Origin of the sequence: Clostridium novyi NT (assembly GCF_000014125.1) — a bacterium.
Taxonomy (GTDB): domain Bacteria; phylum Bacillota; class Clostridia; order Clostridiales; family Clostridiaceae; genus Clostridium_H; species Clostridium_H novyi.
The window spans coordinates 915,381-927,532 of record NC_008593.1 but is presented as its reverse complement, the minus strand read 5'-3'; the positions used below and the strand labels follow the sequence as shown (position 1 = coordinate 927,532).

Below are 12,152 nucleotides of genomic sequence, written 5' to 3'. Positions count from 1 at the left end.
TGTCCTAGATGCCATAGCCATAAACTATATATAAGTTTAAAAAACATTTGCAACATCTTCTAAGTCAAAAAAGCATACTCTTAAAAACCATGTTCCATCCATATTTTATCATATTATATATGTATTTTACATTAATATTAAAATTTATTTTAACATTCTAATATCTCATCTCTATGTTTAAACTCCCTATCCATTGTCCATAATCAAAAATATGGAGGTGTTTTCATGCAGCAGCAACTAGGTAAAACTATACGGGCCTATAGAAATAAAAAAGGATATACCATAACTGAATTGGCTAATAAACTTAATGTTTCAGTTGGATTAATTAGTAATATTGAAACTGGGAAAACAGATTCCTTTCAACTTATTTTGCTAAATAACATTATTAAAGAATTAGATATTCCCTTATCTGAGGTAAGATTATTTTCTACTCCATACACTATTGATAATTTAAATACTGAATGTAAAAACATTAATAAAATCCAACCACAGATTAATTCATTAATTAATTCTTTTATTGAAACATCTTCTGTACTAGATTTTGATAAGGATAAAATAAATTTAATAACTAATATGATAATTCATGAACTTAAAACAATAATTAAAATAAAAATGGCTGAATCTAAATAATTATAGATTTAGCCATTTTCATTTATATGAAATTTCATTTTGATGTATATTTTTATCTCTCAGTACACATCCTATTACTGCAAAGGTGGTGTACTTATTAATGGAGATTAATAAATACCTTTCTCTTGATATATCACTTCATAAAACCTTATATGATATAAATAAAAACTATTCTAAATCCATCTTATCTTATGATGCACTCCTAGATATCCTTAATATAAATTGGTTGTCTACAGGTTACCAATCTAAACACGAGGAATCTTTATTTAAATCTTATGCCACTAATGCCATAAAACTTTATTTCTTAAATCCTCTTGATAAAGGTTGTGATATTTTACTTCTAGACAAATTCATAACCTTTAAAGAGGATTCTAATCTTATATGTTGTAAAGTAGATAAACTCCACTTCTTATCAAATGACAAGCTAGAATTAATTGACTATAAAACAGGTAAATATATACCCTCTATAGATAAATATTTCAACTCATATAAAACTTTTCTCACTGTCTATTCTATAAAAAAGAAACTTGGAGTTTATCCAGATATATTTAGTCTTTACTATCTTCAGCATGGTCTAAAATTCTCAACTTTTATTAACATTGATGTAATGTATAGTATTAATCACAAAAGATATGGGAGGTTTTAAGATTGGACAAAGAAAACATCAAAGTCACCATTACTTATAACAATGAAGAATATTATAAGAATATACTTATGGACTATATAATACAATTTATATTAAAAAATGATGAAAGGAGCAATAAAGAAAAGACCAATGGAGAAAAACTCTGAACTATACAAATATAATCCTACTCACTACTGTGCCATATATGCTAGAAGATCAATCTTAAATAATAAAGATAATATAGAAAATCAACTTCAATCTTGTAGAAATAAAGCAAAGGAACTTAACTTAATAATTAGTGGAGAATACTTTGATCACGAATCAGCAACTAGATTTGAGCCACTTCATAGACCTGGTTTTAAAAAACTTGTATATGATTTAAAAAATAATAAGTTTAAACATCTAATAGTCTTTAAAAGAGATCGTCTAGCTAGAAAGACTATTCATTTTAAAGAAATAAAATACTTATGTAAGCAAAATAACGTTAAATTAATTTATGCTGCTAGTAATGAAACCTTTTTAGATGATGGAAGTGACCTTGCATCACTTATGGAAAATATACTAGTTTCCTTTTCAGAACTTGAACCAGAAAATATAAAGCTCCGAACCAAAGATGGTATAGATAGAAAACGTGCTAGTGGAACTTACTCAATGTCAGCTAAATATCCAAAAGGATACCTAAAGTTAGGTAAAGGTAAACATGCTAAATTAATTCCTAAAGATGAATCTGCACCAATAATTCTATATATATTTGAGTCTTTATCAAAATCCAATCTTACTAAAGCAGATTTTAAAAATATTACTAAAAATATTAACACTAAATATAATTTAAAATTTACTCCTTCAACTCTTAAATATATATTGAAAACTCCTATTTACACAGGATACTATACTAAAATAGCTAAAACTCCTATAGAAAACTTGCTTATTTATGATAATGAAAATAATTTACGCATAGACAAATCTAAACTCCTTAAAGCCAATAACGTTACCCCTATAATAAAAGATTTTAAATACTGGGAAAATATCGTGACTAAATACTTTTATGTAAATGGTTTTTCAAATATTAATCCATTAAATTCTTCTTCATGCTTATTTTCAAACTTACTTTACTGTAAGAAATGCTCATGTAAAGTATATTTGATAAACAATAACTTTCAATGTGTAAATCATTGTTTTTCAATAAAAAAAGAAACTGTTTTAAATATACTATTGTCATCTGTTATATCTGATTTATTAAGTCATAAAGAAATTTTAAAGTATTACAATAACAAGATGGCTGTAACAAATGCTCAAATAACCTCAATAGAAAAGCAACTCTCCATAATTGAATCTAAAAAAGATAAGCTTTTACTGAAAATGATACAATCTAAAAATGTAAATAACCCCTATTTTGATAACTTAGATAAACAAGAAAAAGAACTTCAGACAAAATATAATAAATTAAAAGAAAAAACCATTGAATATATGTATTACAAAGAAAACTTTGAAGAAAAAATAACTCCTCATAATAGAAATTTACTGGTTGAAAATTTTATATTAAATGAGAATATGTCAAATGATTTCTTTAAAAATATTATAAAGAAGGTGCAAATAGATGTATCCAAATCCAAATTCTCATCAGACATTCAATATAGAAAACATAGCAGTAGCATACCTTAGAGTATCTGATACACGTCAAAATCTTCAAACTCAAAAAATTAAAGCTATTAAATATGCAAATAAAAACAATTTAATTTTAACTAATGATATGATTTTTCAAGAAAAGAAACCAGCTTCAACTACAGTTTCAACTCCTGTAGTTAGTGATTTATCCGTAGTTTTTAAACATAGACCAGAACTTCTAAAAATATTAATTATGGCTTCTAAAAAACAATTCTCCCACCTTATAGTCTACAGTAGTGATAGACTAGCTAGAGATGTATTTCAAAATGCTTTAATAAAACAACATCTAGAAAAAAATAATGTAAAAATTCACTTTACTAAAGAAGGTGAAAACTTTAAAAGTGATCTCCTCAGTCAAAAACTTCAAAATATATTAGCTTGTTATGCAGAATTTGAAGCTGCAACCATTAGTTCTAGAGTTTTTGATTCCTTAACTCAAGTTTTTAAAAGAGGTGATTGGACTGGTGGAAAGGCACCTATAGGATATAAAATTATAGATAGTCCTACTGGTAGAGCCTTAGATATAGATAACTCTAAAATAGATATAATTAAAACAACCTTTGAGCTTTATTCTAAAGGATATGGATATAGAAGTATTGCACAAGAACTTTCTAAAAAATATTTTCCATACAACTTTAAGAAAAGTACAGTTGAATACATGCTACAAAATGAGGTTTATTTCGGAACATTAACTTGGGGTAAAAAAGGTGGAAGAAGAAAAAATCATCTAAAAAAAGAAACTTATTTATCCTCAGCCTATAAAGAAAATCTTGATGTAATTGAAACAAATACTAAACGTATATTTAATTTATTAAGAAGTGTTAAACCCACTATAAAAGATCCTCAGTATTTTTCTTCTCCTTTTATTTTAAAAGACCTTTTGATATGTTCTAAGTGTGGAATGAAACTAATTCCTAAAAACTACGGTAAAAACAAACCTTCAGTATATAGATGTCCTACAAAAGAAAATTTAAAATCCCATAACATTGTAAAATCTAAAATAATAGAAGATTTAGTTTTAGAAAAACTACTTAATCCAACTTACTCTGAAAATGATATTACTAAAGGATATAACCACTATCTTAAAAAATTTTATAAAAAAAATGAAACAAATAATGATATAATCACTGAAACTACTAATAAAATTTTAAAACTTAAAGAAAACATTAAAAACATAGATGATATGCTTAAACAAAATCCCCAAGAACATATAGAAAAAGGACTCTTAAAATATAAACATCACTTTGAAGACTATATAACTTTATTTTCTAAGCAACTCAATAACCATAAAAATAAACTTAATATAGTTCCTATTTCATTCAATGAGTTTTGTAATGAAATAAAAAATATAAAATTTTCAATAACTGATAAAAGAATTTTATGTTTTATTTTAATAAATAAAATTATAGTTTCTAATGAAAATAATCAACTAAAATTAGATATAATTATTTCTCCCAAGACCTTATAAAACTAAGGTTTTAAAATTTTTATTCTAGTAGGCATATAGTCTTTCTCGGTATACCGTAAAAGACTATATGCCTACTAGACTTAGTAAGAAAATAGTATTCTTTTTAGGCATTTAATTCTCCTCAGTTTAGTAACACTTTTTGCTTAAAATAATATTATATATTGAATACAAATTTATGCAGGAGTGTTTTATGAAAAAAGATAAGCTTTTAAACATATTTAATGAATTTGATTTTAAAATGTTTATAAAAAATAATATGACTTCTTATAAAATAAGAAAAGCAATTTGTGAAAAAGTAACTGAAAGCGAATGTCCTAGCACAACAGCTATAACAAACTATATAAAAAAAGAATTTAACCTACAATGGGATACCAAAACACATTCTTGGAATACTTATAAAAGTGATACAAATAAGACCTCTAAAAGTAAGAAAAAAGTATCACCAAAAGATACTAATACTCTAATTATAAATCATGAAAATAAATTATCTGATGAACCCTGTATTAATAACTCTCCTAAATTAAAGTCAAATCAATTATCTATTGATCTAACAAATACTCAATCTAGTAGTGATATAAGTAACCTTAAAAATGGAAATAATGATGCCTTAAAATGTGATAATAGTAGTACTAATAAAATCCTTAATAAAGGTTCTTTAGATGAAACCATTTCGCCCTCTCAATATGCCGAATATATATCTACTTCTCCAAACGAAAAATTTTCTATATGTATAAACTCCTTTGTTATGAAATTACTTGAAGAAAGAGTATGTAATAAATATAACTTGCCCTTAAAAAGAAATCGTTCAAAAATTATTCAAACAGCTATAATAGAATATTTGCGAATTACTTATTAAAAATAAATGTACTATAAGAAAATAATAAAAAATATATGCTGTTATACTGAATTTTTATCTATTTTATTACCAATTTACCTAGTGTAAGAGATCAGTTTTGTCTTGGTGAAATCCATTTTTAATTATGTCTATGATATATAAGTATAATAACTTTTTTAAAGATTCATCTGTAGGAAATATGATTCTAGTTTTAGTACATTTTCTAATTTCTCTATTGAATCTTTCAAAAGATTTATAATATATATTATTTCTCCAATCTCGAGTAACAATTCCTAAACATAGATAGATCATCCCAATTATCATAACAAAAATCAATAACTATACCATACTTAGAAATCCTTTTTCATTAAGATTATCAAGTTCTAAAAGCGCTATCTCCTCAGTAATTGCTTTATAAATTAATTTTAAATTTTTTAACTTATGCCTTATAGTCAAAATCAAGTACTTCAAAATTTAAGATTTAAATTCCTTATAAATTCTTATAGTGGTGTTATCCTAAAATAACAAATCAACCATACAAAAATGTAGGTTAATCTGTTTTTACACAACTTAACCTACATTCCTATAATATTTTATGTATATTAATTCAATTAGTATTTTCAATTTTTTATGGCTAATTCAGTTTTATGAATTTTCATATGTATTTCATATTCTGTTGTTAATCAGCTCTACGATTTCATTAAGTTCATCATAGAAATCTTTCAAATCTTCTTTAGTACATACGGCAATTTCATCAAATGCATTATATACGTTACTTCCAAACCCCTTTAAAATTTCTTTATTTAAAACATTATTACATTGAAATCCCTTGTTAATTACTTCTTCATATTTATCATATATATTTGAATATAATTCTCTTATCCTATGATCTTTAAAATCTTTAATTTTCAATCCTTTTTTTAAATCAAAATATGATTTTTGTTTATTATCTAAATCAAAATACATATTAATATCATCATTATAAGATTGTTGCTTTTTCTGCCAACTTATTAGAGCTTTATCAGGTATATAGTTTTCAATTTCACGCCTACTTAAAATTATAAAGTCGTGTCCACATTCATCACATATTATTCTTAATCCATCTTTGCGTTGCAAACTATCTTGTGGATATTTCTTATCACTATCAACCAAACATATTAATCTACATGGTAATACATAAGTTTCCAATACTAAACCTACATTTCCTCCTCCACCATGTACAATTTTTAATTTTCCACTTAACTCAAGATCTTGCATTGTCGCATTATTATTAGTAATAAAATTATAAATGCTTCTAATAAATTTTCCATCAGAATCTTTATTCTCCACAACAATATATAAAGGTGAATTTAAGTATGAATTTATAATAGAAATATCTATATACTCAAATATTGTAGACGATTCTTTGTGGACAACCTTGTTTCCATTATAATGTATTTTTATGTTACTATCTATTGGTAATTTAAGTACTTCTTTTTGTGTAATCCTAATTAATCTATTTGGTAATTTACTATAGAATGAATGTTTTCCAATATTTTTTATAATCTCGGAATAACTTTGGAAATGTGCACAACTAATAATATCCTGTTCTATCATATTATTTTCAAAAATTAGTTCATGCTTACCTAGTTCCACCAAATTAAGTATTAGCTTAATTAGCTTAATTATATCTTTGTCATTATATAATATTGCCTTCTGCCAAATTTTACTTGATATGCTAATTACCATTCTATTTGTTCATTCCTTTTTTTTAATAATATACTTTTAATTTTCATAATTTCATTAAAATTTTCATCAAAAAACCCCTCAGGCCAATTGCTAATATTTCCAAACTCATCAAGGTGCAGTTTTTGTACACATGAATCATTATTAGACCTTTTTTCAATAAAATATAAACCAACATCATTAGGATTAATCTTATCTTCAAGTATTCTTCTTCTAAGTCTTAATATTAAGTGTTCACTGTGAGTTTCTATTAAAAAATAATTTTTTTTATCAATCTTATGTCCTTCTATAAATAAATCTGCTAAATTAGCTTGTGCAGATGGGTGTAAATGTAATTCTGGTTGCTCAATAATATTTAATTTTTTATTAAGAAATCGCCTAGTATAATTTTGTCTTATAGTTTTTGTATCATAATGCTTGTTCATAAAAACTTGTACAATTATAGGTAAAACTTGTGATAAACCAAATCCTACATCTATAATATTATTATTAACATTAGTCTCTAAATCTTTAATAAGAATTTTGTATAAATCTCCTTTTAAATCTTCAACTGTCAACTTCATTCCTAAATGTTTATTTAGCCACTCATTAATGTTTTCAAAAAATTTTGTATCACTTCTTCTATAATAACTAGCTAAAATTTCAGCAGTATATTGACCATCAAATCCTACATTCTCAAGATTTGCTTCTTTATACCTATAACTTCTCTCTGGAATCTTTCTAAAAGGTCCAATGTAAGAGATATTATCACATAATGTTGATAAATACATTTGTACAGCTCTTGTTATAGCTCTAACCATATATATTAATTCTTCTTTATATTCGCTTTCAGTATTATTAACACTTGGCTCCAAATCCATATAATTTATATTAGGTATAAAGCTATCGAATTGCAATGAATATTTTCCAAATTTTCTATCCATAACATTAACATCATACAATGTATCATTTTCATCACAGGATATTATGTTATCATCTCCTAAAAGTATTTGGAATTTTTTTACTTTTAATCCTTCTTTAGATTTAGAAACTTTTTTAGGTTTTCCTACTTCTACATGAATTATTAATTTCTTATTTTCAATATAAAATGCTTCCTTTAATTTACTAATTTTATAAGGTATATATGTTCTTTTTAATAAATACAAAAATTTCTCTGAATTAATTTCAATATCAAATGAAATATTTAAATTGGTATCGTGATTAAATACTACATCTTCAAAGTTTCCATAATCAATATATCTACCAAAACTTAAAAATGGAGAAACTGATTCTTGAACTGTTTGTTTTAAAACTAAAGGAAATCTAATTAAACTACTTTTTCCACTACTATTTCGTCCAATAATAACAGTTATCGGTTTTATCTCAAAACTTCCCGAATCCGGAAAGCCCTTGATATTCCTCAATCTAAAACTTTGCATAATCTCCTCCCTATGTACTTTATATAATATAATACTTTTTAAATATTTACACATCATTAACATTTAAATTATATCATAACTTTTCATTTGAGGAAATATTTACATTGAACATGTTCTTTAAAATGTATTCTAAAATATATATTATATCAACACTAGGAATATTCGTTTCAGTAATTATCTTAATTAAAATCTATCCTTTTTACCTTATATTTATTTAATAACCTTATTATTAAATAAATTATTTCTTCACTTTCAAAATCTTATCTGCTTAATGCAAATTTTTTATATAATAATACATTAATTCCACATCTTTTATTTTCATGACTATATTCTTCATGAAAAAAAGATACATCAAGATCCATAAATCCAATATTTTTTAATATTAGATAATCAAATAATGAATTGGATTTAACCATATTAAAATAATAGATTTGTGAAAACATACTATTAATCTCATAACTACTCAATTCTTTTTCAGATACAAATATGTATAGATTGTCCCATTCAAGATAATTATTATTTATGTAATCAAATTTAGTGTGTTTATTGATTTCAGTAAAATAATATGATGTAACTCTATCTTCTATAGGTTCAAAACAATTTTTTGATTCTTCTTGTATTTCAAAAAAATCTATTTTGCTCCAATTATATTTTATAAACTGTTTTTCTTTTAATTTTCTTCTAATCTTACCATATCCCCTTAATGGAGCAATCGCATAATAATATTTTTCATATTTATCTGTAAATTCCTTTAAATCTTCCAGTTCAATTAAACACATATTAATTTTATCTAATGCACTATATTCATGTTCTAATTTATAGTCCCAACTATACTTTCCTACATTAGACGCTGGTTCATACTTAGCTAATACACACATAATTTTCCCTCATTCTATTATATATTTAATATCTTGTTTTCTAATTACTAATCTGAATTTTATTTTAATCTATAGAACTTAACACTTCAACTAACAAATTCTCTCCGAATATTACTGAGCCTTTTCCCTAATACTATTAATAAACTTGTCTAATTCAATCTCACCATATTCATCTTTTAATATATTAATAATAATTCTAGCTTTTCTACGTTCTAATTCTATTAAATCTTCTTCACTATCCGGATAATTTAATTCTACTGAAATCTCTCTACTTTTTCTCATAAAATCACCAATATAAATATTATTCCATTATATAATATTGGTTTTCAGTAATTTTGTTACAATAACATTCTTTTAAATTATAATATAACATAAACTTTAATATGGTACTTTAACTTACTATGGAGGTGCTTTAATGATTGCAGCAATATACGCTAGAAAATCCATGGAAACAGACAAAGGAGAATCCATAGAAAATCAAATTCACCTTTGCAAAGAATTTGGTACTCGTGCCGGAGCTACAGAATTTTTATATTATAAAGACGAAGGTTTCAGCGGTGGTAATACTAATAGACCTAAATTTAAAGAAATGATACAAGATGCAAAATCAAATAAATTCTCTATGTTAATTTGTTATAGACTTGATAGAATATCTCGTAATGTAGCTGACTTTTCCTCTACTCTTGAAACCCTTCAAAAACATAATATAGATTTTGTATCAATTAAAGAACACTTTGATACCTCTACACCAATTGGTCGTGCAATGGTTTATATTGCATCTGTTTTTGCACAACTTGAACGTGAAACCATTGCTGAAAGAATTAGGGATAATATGCTTGAACTTGCAAAGACAGGTCGTTGGCTTGGTGGTATTACTCCCCTTGGCTTTAAGTCCGAAGCTATTAATTATATAGACTTTAATGGTAAAAATAAAAAAATGTATAAATTAATTGAAATCCCCGAAGAAATTGAACTTATAAAACTAATTTTTAATCTATATTTAGAAAAGAAAGGTTTTCCCTCAGTTGCAAACTATCTTTGCTCCCATAAATATAAAGGAAAAAACGGAGGAGAGTTTTCACAGGGGACTATAAAACAAATTATAGAAAATCCTGTTTACACTTATGCTGATAAAAAAATCTATAAATATTTTAAAAATAAAGGTGCAATACTTTGTGGCAATTTCGATGGGAAACATGGTGTTATCACATATAATAAGAGAGAACAAGGTAAAAAAGCAAATCCTATTAGTGAATGGATTGTATCCATCGGAAAACATAAAGGGATAATTTCAAGTGATGTATGGATTAAATGTCAAAACATTAATTCCTTGAATACTAAAAAATCCTCTCCTAGAAGTGCTACTGGAAACAAGTTTCTTTTATCTGGTCTTTTAGTTTGCAATGAATGTGGCAGTACAATGGGATCATGGAGTCGTAATAATCCTAAAAGTGGTAAATACGAAAAATATTATAGATGTAATTTAAAAAATAGAGCTTCAAATAGATGTAGTAGTAAAATGTTAAATGCCTATAAAGCTGAGGATTTAGTTTTATCTAGTATAAAAGGTGTTACTTTAAATGACCTTATAGAAGCTTATGATGATATAATCAATAATAAAAATGCCCTTTCTTCAATAAAAGAAAAACAAAATACGCTTTCAAAAGAAATAGAAAATAATAATAAAATAATCCATGGATTAATACGAAAATTAGCCCTTCTAGATGACGATCCTACTATTATTTCAGAATTCAAAAAGGAAATTAATAATTTAAATAAACAAAACACTTCTTTAAAAAAAGAAATAAACTCTTTAGAAAAATCCATTAAAAACACAAATTCTAATGCAAATTCCATTAATGAAATTAACTCTAAAATAAAAAACTTCAAAACTCTTTGTGATTCTACAACTGACACTGAAAAACTTCGCTCATATCTTTTAGAAATTATTAATTATATTGTATGGGATAGTAAAACATCAACATTAAAAATAAATCTTTTTAATGCTTCTTCTGATGTTCCTGTAGGTGGTATTAGAAGGCAAAAAGATAACTTGTCTTTTGGTAATAGTTCCAGATAAAACCATGCAACAAGTTTTATCTGGAAGTTCTGATATCGGATTTTGTGGACCTGAGCAAATAATCTATATTTACAATCAAAAACGTGAAGATTTACCTATTTTATTTGCTCAATTAACTGCAACAGACGGTGCTTTCTTAGTTGGAAGAGAAAAGACAAAAGACTTTGATTGGAAAAGTTTAAAGGGAAAAACTATTATAGGTGGAAGACCTGGTGGAGTGCCTGAAATGAGCCTTGAATATGTTATTAAAAAACATGGTCTTACTCCTAATAAAGATGTTAACTTAATAACTAATTTAGACTTTACTGCAACATCTAGTGCTTTTAAGGCTGGTACTGGAGATTATGTATCATTGTTTGAACCTAATGCAAGTGTTCTTGAAAATTCAAATGGCGGATATATAGTAGATTCTATAGGTGCAAATATTGGTTCTCTTCCTTACACTTGTTACTTTGCAACTCAATCTTATATGAATAAAAACCCTAAAGTAATTCAAAAATTCACAAATGCTATATATAAAGGTCAAGTATGGGTTTCTAATCATGGTGATGAAGATATTGCAAAAGCTATAGCCTCATTCTTCCCTGGAAGTGACATAAATATATTAACAAACGTTGTTAAAAACTATAAAAAGATAAATGCATTTTCTCAAAATCCATTAATAAAATCTGAAGATTTAAATAGACTTATGGATGTAATTCAAGGATATAAATCTGATTTAATAAAAGAACGTCCTAAATTTGAAACAATAGTAAATACTAAATATGCTGAAAATGCTATGAAATAAAAATACCCCCTATGACCTTTAATCATAGGGGGATTTATTAG

12 protein-coding genes and 1 pseudogene are annotated in these 12,152 nt (G+C 25.5%); 8 read left to right on the top strand and 5 right to left on the bottom strand.

Features of this window, described 5'->3' with window-relative positions:
• The first annotated feature begins 225 nt into the window (after positions 1-225).
• The 6 genes from NT01CX_RS04195 to NT01CX_RS04175 all read left to right on the top strand — a co-directional run bounded on the left by NT01CX_RS04195 (position 226) and on the right by NT01CX_RS04175 (position 5,244).
• Entirely contained in the window at positions 226-630 is a 405-nt protein-coding gene (locus NT01CX_RS04195; protein WP_003376027.1) for a helix-turn-helix domain-containing protein, read from the top strand.
• A gap of 100 nt (positions 631-730) precedes the next feature.
• Entirely contained in the window at positions 731-1,276 is a 546-nt protein-coding gene (locus NT01CX_RS04190) for a hypothetical protein (RefSeq protein ID WP_011721803.1), read from the top strand.
• A gap of 2 nt (positions 1,277-1,278) precedes the next feature.
• Positions 1,279-1,422: a hypothetical protein gene (locus NT01CX_RS12225; protein ID WP_003376350.1), complete on the top strand. Its 144-nt coding sequence runs from the start codon at positions 1,279-1,281 to the stop codon at positions 1,420-1,422.
• Positions 1,406-2,917, top strand: coding sequence for a recombinase family protein (locus NT01CX_RS04185; protein ID WP_011721802.1), 1,512 nt, complete (start codon positions 1,406-1,408; stop codon positions 2,915-2,917). Before NT01CX_RS12225 ends, NT01CX_RS04185 begins: the two co-directional genes overlap by 17 nt.
• The gene (locus NT01CX_RS04180; RefSeq protein WP_011721801.1) at positions 2,853-4,388 is read left to right on the top strand and encodes a recombinase family protein; all 1,536 of its coding nucleotides are present in this window, start codon (positions 2,853-2,855) and stop codon (positions 4,386-4,388) included. The genes NT01CX_RS04185 and NT01CX_RS04180 overlap by 65 nt, the downstream gene beginning before the upstream one ends.
• A gap of 190 nt (positions 4,389-4,578) precedes the next feature.
• On the top strand, positions 4,579-5,244 hold the full coding sequence (locus tag NT01CX_RS04175) for a hypothetical protein (protein WP_011721800.1): 666 nt from the start codon (positions 4,579-4,581) through the stop codon (positions 5,242-5,244).
• A 94-nt stretch (positions 5,245-5,338) separates the two neighbouring features.
• On the opposite strand, the pseudogene NT01CX_RS12420 reads toward NT01CX_RS04175, so the two are convergent.
• From NT01CX_RS12420 to NT01CX_RS12220, 5 genes and pseudogenes are all read right to left on the bottom strand, one after another.
• A pseudogene (locus NT01CX_RS12420) lies at positions 5,339-5,694 on the bottom strand (transposase); the annotation flags it as partial.
• 195 nt (positions 5,695-5,889) lie between these two features.
• Complete coding sequence (locus tag NT01CX_RS04170) at positions 5,890-6,819, bottom strand: hypothetical protein (protein ID WP_141640118.1); 930 nt, start codon at positions 6,817-6,819, stop codon at positions 5,890-5,892.
• Between the two features lie 125 nt (positions 6,820-6,944).
• Complete coding sequence (locus tag NT01CX_RS04165; protein WP_011721798.1) at positions 6,945-8,366, bottom strand: DUF3696 domain-containing protein; 1,422 nt, start codon at positions 8,364-8,366, stop codon at positions 6,945-6,947.
• Between the two features lie 260 nt (positions 8,367-8,626).
• Entirely contained in the window at positions 8,627-9,244 is a 618-nt protein-coding gene (locus NT01CX_RS04160) for a hypothetical protein (RefSeq protein ID WP_011721797.1), read from the bottom strand.
• Positions 9,245-9,355: 111 nt separating this feature from the next.
• Positions 9,356-9,526 carry a hypothetical protein gene (locus NT01CX_RS12220; protein WP_003375496.1) on the bottom strand — a complete coding sequence of 57 codons (171 nt, stop codon included), beginning with the start codon at positions 9,524-9,526 and terminating at the stop codon, positions 9,356-9,358.
• 133 nt (positions 9,527-9,659) lie between these two features.
• On the opposite strand from NT01CX_RS12220, the gene NT01CX_RS04155 reads away from it, so the two are divergent.
• Both NT01CX_RS04155 and NT01CX_RS04150 read left to right on the top strand, forming a co-directional pair.
• Positions 9,660-11,324 (top strand): recombinase family protein, encoded by a 1,665-nt coding sequence (locus tag NT01CX_RS04155; protein WP_011721796.1) that lies wholly within the window; start codon positions 9,660-9,662, stop codon positions 11,322-11,324.
• A 4-nt stretch (positions 11,325-11,328) separates the two neighbouring features.
• The gene (locus tag NT01CX_RS04150; protein WP_043878487.1) at positions 11,329-12,111 is read left to right on the top strand and encodes an ABC transporter substrate-binding protein; all 783 of its coding nucleotides are present in this window, start codon (positions 11,329-11,331) and stop codon (positions 12,109-12,111) included.
• The last annotated feature ends 41 nt before the right edge of the window (positions 12,112-12,152 follow it).

What these genes read in the sequence shown, in the direction of transcription:
- NT01CX_RS04175 (WP_011721800.1), top strand. Translation starts at nt 4,579, where the DNA reads ATGAAAAAAGATAAGCTTTTAAACATATTTAATGAATTTGATTTTAAA.
- NT01CX_RS04190 (WP_011721803.1), top strand. Translation starts at nt 731, where the DNA reads ATGGAGATTAATAAATACCTTTCTCTTGATATATCACTTCATAAAACC.
- NT01CX_RS04160 (WP_011721797.1), bottom strand. Translation starts at nt 9,244, where the DNA reads ATGTGTGTATTAGCTAAGTATGAACCAGCGTCTAATGTAGGAAAGTAT.
- NT01CX_RS04185 (WP_011721802.1), top strand. Translation starts at nt 1,406, where the DNA reads ATGGAGAAAAACTCTGAACTATACAAATATAATCCTACTCACTACTGT.
- NT01CX_RS12220 (WP_003375496.1), bottom strand. Translation starts at nt 9,526, where the DNA reads ATGAGAAAAAGTAGAGAGATTTCAGTAGAATTAAATTATCCGGATAGT.
- NT01CX_RS04180 (WP_011721801.1), top strand. Translation starts at nt 2,853, where the DNA reads ATGTATCCAAATCCAAATTCTCATCAGACATTCAATATAGAAAACATA.
- NT01CX_RS04150 (WP_043878487.1), top strand. Translation starts at nt 11,329, where the DNA reads ATGCAACAAGTTTTATCTGGAAGTTCTGATATCGGATTTTGTGGACCT.
- NT01CX_RS04155 (WP_011721796.1), top strand. Translation starts at nt 9,660, where the DNA reads ATGATTGCAGCAATATACGCTAGAAAATCCATGGAAACAGACAAAGGA.
- NT01CX_RS04170 (WP_141640118.1), bottom strand. Translation starts at nt 6,819, where the DNA reads ATGATAGAACAGGATATTATTAGTTGTGCACATTTCCAAAGTTATTCC.
- NT01CX_RS04165 (WP_011721798.1), bottom strand. Translation starts at nt 8,366, where the DNA reads ATGCAAAGTTTTAGATTGAGGAATATCAAGGGCTTTCCGGATTCGGGA.
- NT01CX_RS04195 (WP_003376027.1), top strand. Translation starts at nt 226, where the DNA reads ATGCAGCAGCAACTAGGTAAAACTATACGGGCCTATAGAAATAAAAAA.